This window comes from Nocardia sp. NPDC052316 (assembly GCF_044547795.1).
Classification (GTDB): domain Bacteria; phylum Actinomycetota; class Actinomycetes; order Mycobacteriales; family Mycobacteriaceae; genus Nocardia.
This window is the reverse complement of record NZ_JBIUBB010000001.1, coordinates 215,101-230,511: the sequence shown is the minus strand read 5'-3', so window position 1 is coordinate 230,511 and position 15,411 is coordinate 215,101. Positions and strand designations below refer to the sequence as shown.

At 62.7% G+C, this 15,411-nt stretch carries 10 protein-coding genes; 1 reads left to right on the top strand and 9 read right to left on the bottom strand.

Going from position 1 to position 15,411, the window contains the following annotated elements; genetic code table 11:
• Positions 1 to 5: 5 nt before the first annotated feature.
• The 3 genes from ACIHA7_RS00955 to ACIHA7_RS00945 form a co-directional block, all read right to left on the bottom strand.
• Entirely contained in the window at positions 6 to 5,360 is a 5,355-nt protein-coding gene (locus tag ACIHA7_RS00955; protein ID WP_397284216.1) for a PA14 domain-containing protein, read from the bottom strand.
• A gap of 1,055 nt (positions 5,361 to 6,415) precedes the next feature.
• On the bottom strand, positions 6,416 to 6,610 hold the full coding sequence (locus tag ACIHA7_RS00950) for a hypothetical protein (protein ID WP_397284214.1): 195 nt from the start codon (positions 6,608 to 6,610) through the stop codon (positions 6,416 to 6,418).
• Positions 6,611 to 7,494: 884 nt separating this feature from the next.
• A complete protein-coding gene (locus tag ACIHA7_RS00945) occupies positions 7,495 to 7,749 on the bottom strand; it encodes a helix-turn-helix domain-containing protein (protein ID WP_397284213.1) in 255 nt (84 codons plus the stop codon).
• Between the two features lie 690 nt (positions 7,750 to 8,439).
• Here ACIHA7_RS00945 and ACIHA7_RS00940 point away from each other — a divergent pair.
• Positions 8,440 to 8,940: a hypothetical protein gene (locus tag ACIHA7_RS00940; protein WP_397284211.1), complete on the top strand. Its 501-nt coding sequence runs from the start codon at positions 8,440 to 8,442 to the stop codon at positions 8,938 to 8,940.
• Positions 8,941 to 9,147: 207 nt separating this feature from the next.
• Here ACIHA7_RS00940 and ACIHA7_RS00935 read toward each other — a convergent pair whose 3' ends face one another.
• The 6 genes from ACIHA7_RS00935 to ACIHA7_RS00910 form a co-directional block, all read right to left on the bottom strand.
• Complete coding sequence (locus tag ACIHA7_RS00935) at positions 9,148 to 10,410, bottom strand: DUF6545 domain-containing protein (RefSeq protein ID WP_397284209.1); 1,263 nt, start codon at positions 10,408 to 10,410, stop codon at positions 9,148 to 9,150.
• A gap of 3 nt (positions 10,411 to 10,413) precedes the next feature.
• On the bottom strand, positions 10,414 to 10,845 hold the full coding sequence (locus ACIHA7_RS00930; protein WP_397284207.1) for a regulator: 432 nt from the start codon (positions 10,843 to 10,845) through the stop codon (positions 10,414 to 10,416).
• Positions 10,846 to 11,508: 663 nt separating this feature from the next.
• Positions 11,509 to 12,354: an SDR family oxidoreductase gene (locus ACIHA7_RS00925; RefSeq protein ID WP_397284205.1), complete on the bottom strand. Its 846-nt coding sequence runs from the start codon at positions 12,352 to 12,354 to the stop codon at positions 11,509 to 11,511.
• 13 nt (positions 12,355 to 12,367) lie between these two features.
• Positions 12,368 to 12,844 carry a PaaI family thioesterase gene (locus tag ACIHA7_RS00920; protein WP_397284203.1) on the bottom strand — a complete coding sequence of 159 codons (477 nt, stop codon included), beginning with the start codon at positions 12,842 to 12,844 and terminating at the stop codon, positions 12,368 to 12,370.
• Positions 12,834 to 13,625 (bottom strand): alpha/beta fold hydrolase, encoded by a 792-nt coding sequence (locus ACIHA7_RS00915; protein WP_397284201.1) that lies wholly within the window; start codon positions 13,623 to 13,625, stop codon positions 12,834 to 12,836. The genes ACIHA7_RS00920 and ACIHA7_RS00915 overlap by 11 nt, the downstream gene beginning before the upstream one ends.
• Positions 13,626 to 13,811: 186 nt before the next feature.
• Positions 13,812 to 15,380 carry an NAD(P)/FAD-dependent oxidoreductase gene (locus tag ACIHA7_RS00910; RefSeq protein WP_397284199.1) on the bottom strand — a complete coding sequence of 523 codons (1,569 nt, stop codon included), beginning with the start codon at positions 15,378 to 15,380 and terminating at the stop codon, positions 13,812 to 13,814.
• Positions 15,381 to 15,411 lie beyond the last annotated feature (31 nt).

Sequence of the window (15,411 nt, the reverse complement as noted above, 5' to 3'; positions counted from 1 at the left end):
TTACCTCATCTAATCGGAAATGCAGTTATGTACGCGCCGTCGGGATCCTCGGGAGAGGGATCGGTTCGGGGGACAAGAAATGCTTGCGTGGCTGGTATTATATCTCCATCTGGCGTAATTACCTGCCCGAGTCCGGCCGGAATGGGGACCTTGTACGGTGCAGTGGCGCCCGGGCGGTAAGCGCCTTTAAGAAATGCTGCGGCAAGCTCATTATCCAGCCACTGCCCCTGTTCGGTCCCTGTACCGCCCGCGCGCCCTCTCAGCTTGTTCGTGTTCTTCTTGCCTGCGCCGTGCGTATTGAAGGTATGGCCAAATGTCTTCTGGCTCTTCCAACTCCAGTTCCATTCTTGGTAGCAGCTACGTCCCCTGCATGTTGGCGCGTCGTCGCGGCTGCCGTCGCCGTCCTTGTCGCCGTCAAGCCAGTCGCCGACATCGCCCCAACTGGGCCATGCGCCGGTGAGATCGAAACTGTTGATCGGGTCACCATTTACGTAATCGTAGTTGTTAGCCGAGGCACCGGACACGGGGTCTATCTGAAGGAACCGCCCCAGGCTCGGCAGGTAGGTCCGGGCTCCCATCTCGAGGGCTTGTTGACTGGCGACGTGTTCGATGGGGACGGTGTGTTGGCCGAGCCATCCGAAGTCCATCCCACCCTCTGCGGTGGCCGGGATCGGGATGTCACCGATGGTGCCGGTGGCGGGGTCGATGTTTTGGCCGTAGGGGTCGTAGAGGTGGACTGTGCCGGTGCGGGTAGCGGTGTGGTCGGTTGTGAGCAGGATGTCGCCGTGGATGTTGGGATAGGACCAGTTGGCGGTTTTGGTGTTGGTGTAGCTCTTGGTGAGCAGAGCACCGCCGGGCAGTTTCAGCACTCGTTGGCGCAGAGTTCCGGAATCGTCGAGGACGAAGTCGGGCCCGCCGGCGTTGGAGGTGAAGCCGTAGCGGGTGACTTGTGCGGGTTTGTCGTTGTCGCGGACGGTTCGCGTGGTGATGCGGTCGGTGACGTCTCGGGTGTAGACGATGGAGCGTCCGGCCGCGGTGGTGGTGGAGATGTGTCGGAGGGTGGAGTCGTATCCGAGTGTGTCGGTACCGATTTTGGTGGTGTTGCCGTAGGTGTCGTAAGTGAATGCCAGGGTGGTGGCCCCGTTGGTGGATAGCAGCCGGTCGGCGTCGTCGTAGCAGTAGTTGGTGGTGACCGGTTGGGCGCCGTTGAAGCTGTCGGTGAAGGTGGTGCGGTTGGTATTCAGCCCCGCTTTCTTGTTCGGTCCGCAGCCGTTGTCGCCGGCGAAGCTGTAGGTGAGCTTGTGGTGGGGCACGGTGGCCGCGACCAGGCGGCCGACACCGTCATAGGTATAGGAACTGTTGTAGGTGGTGCCGGGACCAGCGGTGTCGGTGATGGTTTCGTCGGTGATGCGTTGGTCACGGGATCGGGTGACCGTACTGGCGACAGTGGAGCCCGATACCTTCCACGAGAGGCCGGTCGTCGAGCCGGCATCATTGTGGTTGACCGCGAGGTTGGATCCGTTGCCATAGGCGACTTTGTCCAGGATTCCCGCGGTGTAGCCCGGGGTTGCGACCCTGGCCCCGTCAAGGTCCAGGCCGGTCAGTCGGGACGCGTCATCCCAGTGGTAGTTCAGGGTGGAGGTAGCCGCCTTGACCGCAGTGGTTTCGCTGATTTTGCGCCCGGCAGGGTCGTAGGCGTTGGTGGTGGTGACCCCGCCTGCGTCGGTGTAGGACACGGTCTGGCCGAGCAGGTCGATCGTGGCGGTGGTCGATCCGCTGTTGTCGCTGACTTTCAGTTTCAGCGGGTTGCCGTCGACGGCGTAGTCGTAGGTGATGGTGCGGGCCGGTTTGTCACCCATCGCCGGGAACGACTTCTCGACAATGCGGTCACGGGCGTCGTAGCTCACACACGACCACGGCTCACTGTTGGTGCGGGCAGCGACAAGACGGCCTGCGCCGTCGTACACGGACTCGACCGCGTTGGCTGATCCGTCCGAGTTCTTGGGTCCCCGAACGGTTTTGACCATGCCGCCCTGGTTGGCAGCTGGGGAGTTCGATTTACAGGGGTTCGAGCGGGTTTCGCGGTCCCCGTAGTAGGTGACAGTGCCGCGCTTGTCGGGATTGGTGACGTCACCGGCAGGCAGGGCTGCGGCCAGTTGGCGCAGGTAACCTTGGCCGGGCTTTTCGATCAGCATCCGGCCGGTCAGGTTGATGCCGCCCGGGTCTCCGGTTTTGGAGACTGCCAGCCCGAGCACGGGGTCGATCCCATTGTTGGGGTCGGAGTAACTTGTCGCGAGTTTCTTCGCGGGCGCGCGTTCGGTGTCGCCGCCGGAGGTGTTCTCAGCGATCTGGTCGGTTTGGAGACCGTAGCGGGGTGCCAGGTTCTGCCCTGGCACTGTGACCGAGGATCCGGAGCCCGGGGGTTTCCAGGTGAAATCGAGTGCCCCGGTTTTGCCGCTGCGGTTGTAGTAGTCGACCCGGACTCGATGCCAGCTACCGGCTGCGGTGTTGGTGTAGGTGCCCGGGACAGCGCTGGCGGCCTTGTCGGTCCAGCTGTCCACAATGAGCACGTCATCGATCCACAACCGCACGCCATCGACAACCGTGAACCCAAGTGTATAGTCGCCGGTCGCGGGGAACTTGATCTCGCCGGTGAATCGGCCTGACCAGCCGTCCTTGTTCGCGACCGGCGGGGTCGATCCCCAGCTACGTTTCAGGCTGCCGTCTGCGGAGCCGACACCGGTCGCCCAGTCTTTCGGAACTCCGGAGGTGAACGGGTTGTCATAGAACGCGGCTTCCAACCCGGCCAGATTCTTGTCGTACCGAGTATTGGTGTGAGGCATCGTGTTCGCGCACTGCGGGGTCGGCAACTGCCCGGTGAAACAGGCCGCTGGAGCCGGACCATAACTGTCGGTCGGCCGATCCGCGTGGTCGTAGATCACCGTCGAGCGGCGACCGGTCGAGTCAATCGTGGCTGTTCGCTGGTCTTTCGCGTTCCATTCGCTGCGGACGGTGTCGCCAACGGCGTTAGTCGAGGCAAGAAGGCGACCAGCATCGTCCCAGGTGACAGTGTTTTCCGGTGGCGAGTTGAGCCCGCCGATCCCATCGACGTTGACGATCGCTTGCCTGCCGCCGATGTCGTAGCCGTAATAGTGGGTGGGCCGTTTGCCCATGTAACCGCCATCGGAGGACGGTCCGGTGACAGCGACAGCCCGCAGGCGTTCAGGCACCCCGGGTACTTCGACGAACTGTTTGTACTGGATTGCCGTGTGTACCAGTGCCTGGGAGGGGAACTGTTGGATCGAAGCCCAGTCGTGGCCCAGGTTCCCGCGAACAAAGCTCAACGGTCCGATACTGGCGAGGAGCTCCTGGCGTTTGACTTCGCTGCTGGTCTTGCGATATTCCTTCTGAACATCAGCGAGGTTGGTGTAGCTGAAGTCCTGCATAGCCGCACCGGGGTTCTCGATCCGAGCGACTACGTTCAGCAGATACCACAACCGGGTTTCGGTGCCGTCCCAATAGGTGATTCGGCACAACTGCTGCGCGGGAGCGGAGTTGGCCCCCGCAGGAAGCGACGCCCCGCCGTAGCAACTGTTACTGCCATCGGTGTTGTAGTGCAGGGTGTGCGAGCGCCCCGACACCGGGTCGACAATCTCGGTCAGCCGTGACGGGGAACCTCGGTAGCGGTACTGCAATGACGCGGGCTTCTTGCTATCGAGCACGGTCGACACCTCAGCGAGAGTGCCGTCGGGATTGAACAGCGACACCACCCCGTTCTCGGTCACCGAGAGTCGGCCACGGGCGTCGAAAGCCACGACGCCGTCGCGTCCTGGTGGCGGAACGTATCCACCCGAGGTGCGGGCCCAGCTATGTTTGCCGCCCGCACCGTCGGTGAGCACCACCGCACCGTCGAGCATCGCCGCGTGGCTGTAGTTGCTGGCCGGCATCGACAACGTCCAACCGGCCGGCAACAGCGGCGGATCAGCAGGATACAGCCACTGGGCTGGCGCGATCCGCGGCACCAGATTATGCATGCGCATACCACCAGCGGCGCCCTGAGTGCTCTTGACCCACAACACCATTGCCGGTGAATCAGCGGAATGGTGATACAGCTCAACCTTGATCGGCACCCGCTGACCATCGGTCAGTGACACCTCGTCGTCACGTTTTGGACCGGCCTCGGTGAATTTGTCATGGAAGATGCCACCGGCTTCGGGGTTGTCGTAGACCAGCCGATCGCCAACCCAGATCTTCGCTCCAGGGGTGTGCGCGCCAGCGAAACGGTAGTCGCCAGCGACCGGGGCCCGGAAATACCCCTCCCACCGGACCATGAACCCCTCGGTACTCAGCCCGGGCGGCACGGGATCCCGGCTGGTTTCGTCGTGCCACATGTTGCTCCAGTGCAGATCCACCTGAGATTCGGCCCGCACCAGCACAGCGGCGGCGTCGTCGGGGGAACCATCGCGGTTGGCATCGTTGAAATACGAGGCCCGCACGCCCCGGGACTCACCTTGGCGCGAGTTGTAGGCGAAATTGACCCCCGCAGGCCCACCCAGCGCCGAGAAGATCGGACCCGCGGCATCGAAACGAACGTTGCCGTTGAACAGGTTCACCGTCACCGGCCCCAGCGAATCTGTCGGGGTCGGTTTCGGATCACCCGTGCGCTGATCGATGGTGAAATGACCGACCCAGCTCGCCGGTGTCGGCGTCTGCGCACCCTTGGCGACAGTCTCGACGGTCCAGGTGTATCGGCCTCCGTTCGCCACCACATTGCGGGGCACCGTCCACTGCGGTTCCGGCAGGCACCCCGACTGCGCCACGCTGCCAGTGCGACCGTCGAAACCGGTCGACACCTTGAAGCAATACTTCGCGCCTTCCGCAGCGCCGGTGGCCGCGACCTTCAACATGGGTGTCTCGGAAGCCAGAATGGCGTTGTCGGCAGGGGCGACCAGCACCGTTTTCGGATCCTCTTCCGCCCGCTGCCGCGGACCCGCACCAGGACTGTCGACCGCCCCAGCGCGCGCCAACGGCACGAAGTCGGCGTCGGGCAGAGGGGGCTCCGGTGCGAGCTCGAGCTCCGAGGACGGGCCGTCCCCTGACGCCAGCAACGGCACGGCCCGCGTCGGCGGCGGAGCCGCCGCACTCGGCGGCGGAGCCGCCGCACTCGGCGGCGACACCATTATCTGCGCCAATGTCGCGACCAGAAGAACTGACAGCGCCACCGCGCTCAAGCGATACCAATTAGCAGGGAACCAACGCACCAAAGCGTCGCCCTGACGGCAAAACTTCATCACACTCCACAATCCCCGAGCCCATAGACGGGCGCCGTAAATCTGACAGAACAGCAGCAACCGAATCAATCCATTCCAGACGGAATTCGTGATGCGGGAACTACACACGCCGCAACTCGTATTACAAGTCGCGGACTTCAGTGCCCTACCTCAGGTTCCCGTTCAGGGCCAATCCTCCAATTCGTTACCAGGACAGTATGTTTGGAATCTACGTGTCGATCAGCCTGCGGTTGACTCGAAACCAACATGTAACCCATGTGGATTCGACACACCAGCCAGTCATCCCACGCGGCAACAGAAGGGATAGAGGTCAATAGTCATATCAGCAAGACATCTCAAAGAATCGAACGCTCTGACGATCTCGCAACGCTGACGATGTACAGACGTACGGCATTGCCGCGCAACTGGTTTGGAGGCCCTACTTCAAGGCGTTAGTCATCGATGCACGCTTCCCCACCTGGGATTGACTGATACCGAACGATATTGGGACGAAGACCCCCTGCCACCCGGATAACGGTACAGTTGGATCAAATGGGGAGCCACCGTCCGTGCCGACTGGGGAGCTAGGCGCAGCACAGGAGCCGAACGCCTCTTGCGTCCGCCAAAGTAGCTACACGGCAACGACAGTCGAAATTCGGCTGCATACCGATCGCTTCGTTGCCTCATGCGGCTTTGCCCGCGTGCGGCGTGGCGCCGCGGCGGGTGGAGGAAGCCGCTCTGCGACCTGGCGATGGGATTGACGACGGTCGAGGGCAGGGCTGTGACCAGGACAGTCACGACCACCCACCAGCAGGCGGACAACCCGGGGAATCGGCCGACTTCGCATACGTGTCGACGTGGACCGGGTGGGCGTATGTGACGTTCGACGGCAACCTCGCGCGATCGATCGTCGGCTGGACTGCCATATGTCAACGGCGACCGCGCTGGTATCCAAGGCGCTCAACATGGCCGTGTGGCGTCGTGAATACCAGATGCGCTCGGTCGAGCCCGGACTGATTTCCCCCCGGGACGTCAGGCGGTCAATACACGTCGGTGAAATTCACCGAAGACCTTGACCTGTAAGGACCTCTCGGCATCCACGGTTCTGTTGGGGATGCCTATGTGGCGAGTCGGCCGCTCGAATCTCACCCGCCACCACACACTGGGAACGGCATCACCGAAGCGATGTCATCAAGCGCGGCGACGACTTGTTGTGGCTGGGCCTTGTTGCACATTGAGCGGTTCTCGGTCCCGTCGGTGGCGAGATCGGTCACCTTCAACGTGTAGTCATCCTCGCCGGAGGTGTTGCCGCCCTGGTGACCAACCAGGTCGATATCCACCAAAACCGGTGCGGCATCGTCCCATTGAGCCCAGGCACGGCTCGGGACCTGCGGTTTCAGCAGGTCCCGGGGCTTGGGGTGGAATGGGTGTGAAGGGCGGAATAGGTGATCCGTGTACCCGAGAGGCGACTTGGTTACGGCTGATCTTCGCTGCTCATCCCAGGTATCCCCGCACCGAAATCGTTGTGTGTCAGCATGTTCTGTGTCATTGGATGGACGCGGGTTGGTGAGGCAGTGCGAAATGCCTGCCACGGCGAAGATCGAACGGGATTGTTGGGTACGGAGTTCCGTGCTCGATGCAGGGACGGGTCATCTCATTACACCTCGAGAGATCGGGCGCGGCCGGACCAGGTGAGCCGGGGCGCACTGTGGGGAATGTGTTGGGCGTGGTCGCTTGCCGCCGTGACACCGTCAGCGCCCACGTGGCAGGCCGTCGTTTGTGGCAGGTAAACAGGCTTCTCAGACGCGAAGCATCGGACGGGAAGTCGGTGAACGGACAAAGCTCTGATCCTGGAAGAACAGGATCAGAGCTTCATGTCGACAATCGTCGAAAAGCTTGGGGGAGAAGGAGTTCGCCGCAGATCAAGGCGATGACACAGCGGTATTGCCGCATTTATTGTCACCTAAGGTAGTTGATCTTGTCAACAGGGCGAGGAAGTCTCGCCCGAAACCGCTGGTAGACGAGGTGCCGACAGAAGCGATCCAGAGCTAGCCGAGATCAATCTCCGGATATGCCGAGGGGTGCGTTCGATCGTTGAGTCAGCCGCGGGCTGGGGCATCCTCGCGTGTACGGCAGCACGAGTGGATCGACCTCGCCGCCGACGCCAATCAGGATCATCCCCGTCTGCGCGAGCGACGGGGGGCATGAACCGGCATATACAGAACTATTGCTGAGTCCGTACACCACCGCTGCGTGTTGAGATGCCGCGGCGTTGGAGTGCGGTGCGGATGGTGGTGTGTGCCAGGCCGAGGCGTTTGCCGATTCGATCGAGTGACTCACCGTTTCGGTAGCTAGTCACAGCGTGGTCGATCTCGTCATTGGTGAGACGTTTTTGTCGGCGGATGGTGGTGCCGCTATCGCGGAGAATGTTGAGGATGCTGCCCTTGGCGAGTTGCCATTCGCTGGCAAGCTTCTTCATGGATGAGCCGGCGTCGTAGGCTGCTACGAGCCGAGCTCTGTCGGTGTCTGTGAGCCGTTGTCGTAGGGCGTGTGATTTGGATGAGGGTTGGGGAGAGCAGCTATTTGCGGTTTGGTCACCGTCTTGTTCGCGGAGGGTGTCGACTGGTCGCATGGTGATTTCAGGCCCATCTACCAGCACTGACTGGTTCGTATGCTGACACGTTGGGCACACTCAGCGGACAGGGTCCGCATTGATTATCCGGATCCCAGGGTTCTTTCAACAGAGCTTCGGGATCTTTTACTTTTTGGCAGCAGTCTTGCCAGCGTGGTGGCCCACTTTCGCGCGGACTCGAACTTCGGGGGGGGGGGGGCGTCATGGAGCGTTGAACGCTCGGCAAGCGGGCTGACCGGGTCGGCGCCGGGCTAAGGTTCGATGGCGGCGCGGTATCAACCCCTCGATATGCTCGGATGCGATGCAGCGCCGGAATCGGGCAGCTCGCCTAGTCGCGGAACGCTGCGACGAGCTGTCTGCCTCGAGCAGGAGGACGGACAGCAACAGCGGGCACTACAAACTTGAATACGTGGCTGGTAGCGGAAGCTCGTGATCGAGACGTTCGGTGTTGTGCGCACCGCCTATCCGAGCAATTAATCACACGAGAGACAATTTGTGATTCATCTATCATTCTTGATTCCGGATAATTCTTCACCTTTGTGCAAGACCTGGGACTATTCCAAGGTTGATGATCCTGCAAATCTCGGGGAACTGGATCTGATCTACAGTTACTTTCTTGTCGATGTCGAAATAGTCATAAATGACACCATTTTCCTCATCTCGGGAGATGTATATGTGACCCTTGTCGATATAGCGCTGGGGCTACGTCATGTGGCCGAGGATATTTCCCGAGGCAATAACTCCACGTTGCATTTCGCGGAGCACGACGAGGTTCTTCAGTTTCTCCGGACTGGTGATGGAATATTGGTGGGATCGTCCACGAAACCACTACGAGCAAAGGTGGAAACCGAGGAGTTGCTCGACGGGATCGCCGCGTTCTTGCGATCGGCATACTCCGCATTGACTGAAGAAGTTGCCGGTCTACGCAATAACTTGATGGTGCGGGCGATTGTCGCACCTTGGAGTGAGGGTGATCCGCTGGAGAAGGATGAAATGACCGATCCAGATTCAGTTATTTTCCCTGGCGAGGTTGAATAGATAAGGCCGATGCTGCCGAAATTCTTCAATCAAGCCGGACGGATGGCGTACTTTGCAGGAACCCGACACCGAGGATGCCCGTATCGTGCATGTGGAGGGTTGGGAGCATTCGAATGGAACGGCGCTCGTCATCGACCCCAAACGTGGAGCCCCTGAGTTCGTCGCGGCGGTTGGCGAGTTGGCGTGCGGTGTCGCGTAACCCCGGCGCTATGGTCGACCCCGACTGCCAACGGCCAACCACGAACCGCGGCGTTGACTGCTACCGCGGCTCGCCGAGGCTTCCGGGCGCGCTGCGGGGTCGGTCGAGAGCAGCTGAACTGCGGGCTGCCACAAGCGAATCAGTAATTGGAGGTCGGGCACATCCGACCTACATACGGTCGGTTCGTATGCCGGTTCGCCACCGTTTCGGGCGAGGCGGTCGGCCGCGATGACCAGCTCGGCGACCAGTCGTAGGTGTTCTTGGTCGGTCTCGGCGACGGTGGTTTCGATCAGGTCGTCGATGGCGGCAGGCAGGGGGAGCACGTATCGGGCGACGATTTGTGCCGCATCGTGGATTTCGATTCGTCGGCGGTGTAGCCGCTCCTTCGATGAGGCGTTCCAATCGTCGGCCCACTTCGGCCGGAAGACGACCTGGGGTGCGGCGGCAGTCAGATCCCGCCAGGGCGGGTATAGCTGTCGCGCGGTGCGCGAGTCGCGATCCAGTCGCAGCAGCTGTGCGACGGCCTGTGCCGTGGACCGGGCCGTCACCGCAACCAGCGCGGCGAAGAGGAACAGTCCTGGCTCGCCTGAGGCGAGGCCATCGGAGACGAGATCGTACGTGCGCTGGGTCAGTTCGCTGCTGACTCCGGCCGCGTCCAAAGCAGCGGAAACAACGATCGAGCACACGGGCAGAAAGTTGGCGACGCCGAAACACACCGTGGCCACCACCATGATCATCTCCCACCGCGTGGTCGCCCGCCATGCTATGGCTCGATATCTCAGTGCGCACAGGTAGCACGAAACTACTAGCGGCAGAATCGAATACACCCCGATGTAGGCGCCGTATCGCCAGCCTCCGTAATCCGCGATGGACGCCATTCCGTGTACTCGCGCCGGACTGCTCAACGCCAGGAATACGACGCCGACAACCACCGACAGCACGATCACGATCTTGAACCGGATTCGGAAATGCACCCTGCCGTACTCGCGGAACATCACCATCCCGAGTCCGCATGCCCAGGCCGTTACGGTCAGCCAGTGCCAGAGATCGAAAACCGTGGGTAGGCCGCCGGGGACAACTCCGGCTACCTGGCGTGCGATGACCGGCTCACGCAGGATGGCCGCTGCGGCATCGAAGCCGAGCACGGTGTTGATCAGGCTGCCGAACATGGTCGTGCGCGGGGTGAGGACGGGCCGGAGGATCGCGATGACAACGATGAACACCGTCGCAGGCAACGTGGCCCAGATCGGCAGGTGGTCGCCCGGCCACATGCACTACAGCTCTTTCACCATCGGGTCGCGGCGTGGTCCGATGGTGCGCGCACGGGCGGTGATCAGGTTTGCGAACAGCTCCGCTTCGTACTCTTCGCTCGAGGCGTAGCTGGATAGTCCACGGGCGGCGCGGACGGTGGCGGGGTCGATCTCGTGGTCCAGTGCCAATTCACTGGCCAGTCTCGTCAACTCATCGGTGGGGATCGACGTGTCCTGCCCGTGGCCGAGCAGCATATGACCGACCTCATGCAGAGTTACGTGCAGGTCTACCGCGGGATCGGCGGACTGCCGAAGCAGAATCACGTCGCAGTCCGTGCACGCCAGCCACAGCCCGCACAACCCTACCGGGGCGGTCGGCGGGAGCATCAATCGCACGATCCGGCGCCCGCGCGTGTGCTCGACCGACGCGATGAACTCCTCGACTGTCCAGTCCACCGGCAGCTCTAGACGGTCGACAATCGAATGCAGCCGGGCACGCGTAGAAACCTGACCTCGGATAAGTTTCCACTCGAGGGCAGGGACTTTGCGCGGAAACCGGTTCATGCCACCTGCCTCGCTGACCGGCGCGACGGTGGAGGTGTCAACGAGTTCTGGTTCGTCGGCGCAACCGCCGGCTCGCGCTGCTGCGTCGAGCGGGTGAATGTAGCTCGGGGTCCAATCACGATTTCCCCCTTACCCTTACAGATCGGGTTTACCAACCGCGCATCAACAACGGCGTCATTGCCGCTGGCACAGCGCTTATCGTCGAAAGGTCCATTCGACGGAACTCGACATCATTGCTTGTCCCCGAACTCAGGCTAGCATGTCGGCACCGGGCGCGGTCTGCGATCTCGAGTCTGGTGGAGCGGCTGCTCAGCTGGTGCGTTCAGGTCGGTGATGTTGCCGGAGTACGGATTTCGGCGCGCACGGGCAAGCGTCGAGGGTGCAGCGTCACCGCAAGGGCGGTTTCCTATCGGTGTAGGAAAGCGCACGCAGGCGGCGATCGTGGACCGGGCAATCGCGGCTCGTCGAGAGCCGACAGGTCACCGATGCGTTTGCGGGCGCAAGGCCGTCAGGCGACGGCGGCAGGACCGCCGCCTGACGAATCCGTCCGCGAACCTAGCTTCGCGAACCGTAGCTGGCGAGGTGATCAGGATTGTCGACGAATTTGCGCATCTCGGTGAACATCTGCGCAGCGCCGCCGAGCGACCACCCACCATCGACGGGTATGAGTGCTCCGGTGACGTAACTCGCCATCGGTGAACTCAACCAGAGGCAGCAGTCGGCGATCTCCTGCGTGGTTCCGAATCGGGCCAGTGGCACCGACTCGGTGACGACCTGTTCGATCTGTGGATTCGGAGCCAGCCGCGCCATCCCCTCGGTGCCGGTGATCGGACCGGGAATGACCGCGTTCACTCGGACACCCGCCGCGCCCCACTCGATCGCGCACACCCGGGTCAGCATGTCGACCCCCGCCTTCGCAGAGCATGCGTGCACCTGCATCGGCATGGGAATCGATGACTGCGGGGCGGAGATGGTGATCACCGACGCGCCGGGTTTGCGGAGGTGCTCGTACCCCGCCCGCAGCACGTTGTACGTGCCGGCCAGGTCGATGCCGATGACGGCGTTGAACGCGTTCGACGATATGGCGGTGACCGGCGCGGGGAAATTGCCCGCCGCGCCGGAGACGAGTACGTCCAGTTCACCGAATCGGTCCCGCGCCGAGGTCAACGCCGCGGCGACGGCGTCGAACTCACGCACATCGGCAGCGAATCCGAGCACCGAGCCGCCGTGCTCGTTCAGTTCGGCGACGGCCGCGTCGACCTTCACCTGTTTACGGGACAGCACCGCGACGCTGGCTCCCGCCTTCGCATACGCGTGTGCGATACCGAGATTGATACCGCTCGTACCGCCCGCCACGAAAACGCTGCGGCCCGAGTAGTCGAACGGCTGACTCACAGTCATGGGGTTCCTCCTGCTACGAACTCGGCACCGGCAGGACTTGCACCGTGCACGTCGCCGTCGCCACCAGCTTGTCGGATCCGTTGTGTGCTTCCGCGGCGAGGAAAATGGCCGTTCGTCCACCCTTGCGCACCTCGGTGTGCAACCTCAGCCGTTCTCCGGCGAACACCGGGCGCATGTAATGCGTCGTCATGTCCAAACTCGTCGTCGGACCGCGCGCGGTCAGGTAGCTGAGCGCCCCGAAGAGGTCATCGATCATCGCCGAAAGAAATCCACCCTGCAGCAGGCCGACGGCGTTCGCGTACTGCTGCGGCACTGCCACTGTCGCGGTCAACGATCGAGCGGGAACGTACTCTTCGAACTGCATGTCCAAGGTCTTCGTCGACGGCGGAGGTAGCAGGAGGTTGACTCCGGGCGGGATCGGAAAGCTGCGCAGCATGGCGAATGTGTGCTCGAGGATCTGTTCGTGCCCGTGAATCGCTTCATCGCTCATGAGTGCCTCCTTTATCGCGGCTGCGTTGCGCCGCTGTCAGAAATGATTCCAATATCGTGTTGAACCCCGGTGCACGTGCGACGGCATGCCCGGCGCCGGGTACTTTGGCCCGCTGCGCACCCAGCCGGGTGGCGATGGCATCGCACAGTCGCTCGAGCCCGGTGTTGTGCTCGCCCGAGGCAACCAGCGTCGGCACGTGTGCCTCGACGATGGCATCGAAGCGCGGCTTCGCCTCCCGTGGGGAACGAAGGTTGCGCCACAGTCGCATGGCCCGGCGAATGTCTTCTTCCTCCTCGACCGGCATCTTCCGGGCCACGCCGGCCATGGCGTAGAACTCACGCTCGGCCTGCACGTCGTCTGCGTCCGCGGCGAATCGGTCGGCCAGGGCCGCCAGTTCACGCACGGATTCGTCGTCCTCGGCGGCGACGAACAGCGGCACCTCGATCAGGGTCAGCGACCGAACCAGGTGTGGCAGTCTGCCGGCCGCGATACTCGCGCCCAAACCCCCGTACGAGAAGCCGACGAGATGCACGCCGTCGGGTCGCTCCGCGATGAGCTCCGTCAGGTCGTCGGCGTCGGCGAGGAAGTCCTGCCGTGGCGTAGCGGGGTTGGGTGCATAGCCCCGACGACTCGGCATGATCAGCGACCAGCGGGCCGCGAGTTCCTGTTGCCGGGCCCACGTCACCCGCGCGGGCAGCCCGCCGTGCACCAGGACGACCGGCGGCCCGGTCCCCGACCGGTGGACGAACAGGGGCGGCGCGGTGGATTCTCCTGCGGTCATAGCCCCTCCTCACCCCGAACGATGGCTGCGTAGCGCTCCGGCATGAGCTCCTGGCTCCCCCTTCCCGCGGCGCGAAATCCACGCGCCGACAGCATGATCAGTTTAAGCGTCGCAGTCGTTTCCAGTGCGAAACATCGATGAATGAACTCGGAGCGGTTATCCACGCCGCTCGCTTCCGCCCTGTCGCTAACGGACGGCCGCCGCGGTCGACTCCGGCTGGGAGAGGTCGTATCTCTTGGCGAGTTCTCGCTCGAACGAGCCCGCCCACGATTCCAGACGGTCGACATTGCGCCGCATGTCGCGGAAGCACTGGTCGGCGGTCTTGTCGGTGATCAGGTCCAAGTGCAGCTGTGTGCAGATAGGTTCCTTGCTGTACTCGAGGAACATGTACTCGTCCGTCGGGCGGGTTTGCGTCGCGAAGGCCCGCAGGTTCGCTTGCATGCGCTGCTGAATGCCGTGGAATCGTTGTGCGATGGGGTGGAATTCGGCGGCCGCTTCTTCGTTGGCGATCAGGCCGCGGAAGAGCAACTGGGCGGGCAGTGCCCAGTAGAACGAGGTGTCCCAGATGACCTTGGTGAACATGGCGGGCGCGTGTCCGAAGATCGGGTAGTTGTTCAGGTAGACCGGAAAGTAGCTCGGCCAGAGGTCTTCGAGCAGCAGCTGGTTGTACGTGTCGGCGACAGCCTCGGTCAGTCGGCCTTCGCGGTCGAGTTCGATCATCCGCGTGGTGATGGTGTTGGTGTAGGCGATCCAGTCGGAGCCCGGGCTGTAGAAGGCGTCGAGGAATACGGCTGCCTCGCCGACGCAGGACCATCGATGGTGCGAAAACACTTGCTTGGAAAAGTAACTCGCGTTGCGCACCTTGAGAAAGTCGATGATCTCGGCCTGCTCGACGAACTCGGCGAGCGTCGGTTCGTATTCGGCGAGCCAGCGGCGAGCCTTCGTCTCGGTCGAGTAGGTGCTGAAGGGGTGGACGTTCTCGTCGGTCACGATGCCGACGCTGGTGTTTCCCGACGACAGCGGGATCATCCACACCCAGTAGCCGGTACCCATCAGATGATTGGTGGAGAACCACCGGCGCTCCTGGGTTTTCGGCGTCCAGGTCGGGCTGGTGGCCGCCGCCATCTTCTCTACGTCGTACTCACCGCGGAAGCGCCACCAGGCCGCGTTGATCTTGTGCGCACTCGGCCTGCCCAGCCCGAGTTTGCGTTGGATCAGCCGGTGGCGCCCCGAGGCGTCGACGACGAAGCGCGCCCGGACCGTGCGTTCGGTGCTTTCACCGTCCAGTTCGTAGTGGACGACGTGATCCTCGTCGTCGGCGGCCAGGTCGACGTCGGTCACCTTGGCCAGCTCGACGAGGTCGACACCGAGTTCACGATCGCCGCGCCGCAGCTCTCGTTCCAGGATGCCGCGATCGATCTGATACGAATGCACGCGCGGGAACCGCCGCGAACCGAGCTCGGGCCTGGCCTCGAAAGGCCCGCGGGCATCGCCGAAGAACAGGCGCAGCCCGAGCTTGGGCAGTTGCTGCCGGTTGAAATGGCCGCTGAGGCCGAGCTGTTCGGCGAAGTAGTGCGAACCGGCTTCGACCGCCGATTCACCCACCTTGTAGGCGGCGTCGGGGATGTCGCCGCTGCTGCGTTCCAGCACCAGCACGGTGCAGTCGGGCATGGCCCGCTTGATCTGTCTCGACGCGGTCAGTCCGGCTAAACCCCCGCCACACACCACGACGTCGTACCGTTCGACTTGATTCATGATTCTCCGTTCCTGCTGCTCATGCCCGGTG

What these genes read in the sequence shown, in the direction of transcription:
- ACIHA7_RS00935 (WP_397284209.1), bottom strand. Translation starts at nt 10,410, where the DNA reads ATGTGGCCGGGCGACCACCTGCCGATCTGGGCCACGTTGCCTGCGACG.
- ACIHA7_RS00910 (WP_397284199.1), bottom strand. Translation starts at nt 15,380, where the DNA reads ATGAATCAAGTCGAACGGTACGACGTCGTGGTGTGTGGCGGGGGTTTA.
- ACIHA7_RS00945 (WP_397284213.1), bottom strand. Translation starts at nt 7,749, where the DNA reads ATGAAGAAGCTTGCCAGCGAATGGCAACTCGCCAAGGGCAGCATCCTC.
- ACIHA7_RS00925 (WP_397284205.1), bottom strand. Translation starts at nt 12,354, where the DNA reads ATGACTGTGAGTCAGCCGTTCGACTACTCGGGCCGCAGCGTTTTCGTG.
- ACIHA7_RS00915 (WP_397284201.1), bottom strand. Translation starts at nt 13,625, where the DNA reads ATGACCGCAGGAGAATCCACCGCGCCGCCCCTGTTCGTCCACCGGTCG.
- ACIHA7_RS00920 (WP_397284203.1), bottom strand. Translation starts at nt 12,844, where the DNA reads ATGAGCGATGAAGCGATTCACGGGCACGAACAGATCCTCGAGCACACA.